Below are 934 nucleotides of genomic sequence, written 5' to 3' on the forward strand. Positions count from 1 at the left end.
GATGCCGCCGTCGGCGACGTGCTGACGGGCAAGACCTTCTGCAACAGCAGCGCCTGCGGTCAGACCGGCACCATGGCGAATAACGGCGCGCAAGACATCACGCCGAGCACCAGCGCGCAGACCATCACCGCCGGCTATCACAACGGCAGCGGCGTCGTGGCGGGCGATGCGAATCTGAACAGTCACAACATCAAAAGCGGCGTCTCCATCTTTGGCGTCGCGGGCCATTCCAATGTAGTCGACACCAGCAGCGGCGATGCGGTGGCAGATGACATCTTGCTCAACAAGAAAGCCTGGGTGGATGGTGCGGAAGTGACTGGCTCAATACCAACCCAAACGCTCTCCGCCGCCAACACCACGGTATCTGCGGGTTATTACGCGACCACCCCGCTTGATACGGTCGATAGCGACCTCGCCGCCGCCAACATCAAGAAAGGCACGGTGATCTTCGGCGTGACCGGCAGCTATGAGACGCCGCCGTGCAACTGCGCTGGCGGCACTCTCGTCGGCACCCGCTGGTGCGACAACGGCAACGGCACCGTCACCGACCTGCTCGGTGCAACAGTGGACGACAAGACCAAGGGCCGCTGTCTGGTGTGGCTGAAGAGCGCCAGTTGGGGTGGCAGAAAGAAATGGGAAGACAGCGAAACTCAAGACGATGCGCACACCCGTGCGGGAGTGCTGGCATCTGGCGTAACCGGTTCGGACTTGAGCGACGGCTCGGTCGCGGGCGACTGGCGCCTGCCGACCATCAGCGAACTCCGTGCGCTAACCACCAATCCGCAGAGAATTTTGTCGACTTCGGTGGGGCCGTTCTCGGGTGTGCAGTCCTTCAACTATTGGTCGTCCAGCACCAAAGCCTCCTTCACGACCCACGCGTGGACCGTGTACCTCGGCAGCGTCAGCATGGGCGTCGCCGGCAAGATTAGCACCC

At 62.4% G+C, this 934-nt stretch carries 1 protein-coding gene; it reads left to right on the forward strand.

Features of this window, described 5'->3' with window-relative positions; translation table 11 throughout:
* Positions 1-934 (forward strand): Lcl C-terminal domain-containing protein (locus HUK38_RS14620; protein ID WP_182585049.1); only part of this gene is annotated, 934 nt, incomplete at both ends.

The organism is Thiospirillum jenense (assembly GCF_014145225.1).
Taxonomy (GTDB): Bacteria; Pseudomonadota; Gammaproteobacteria; order Chromatiales; family Chromatiaceae; genus Thiospirillum; species Thiospirillum jenense.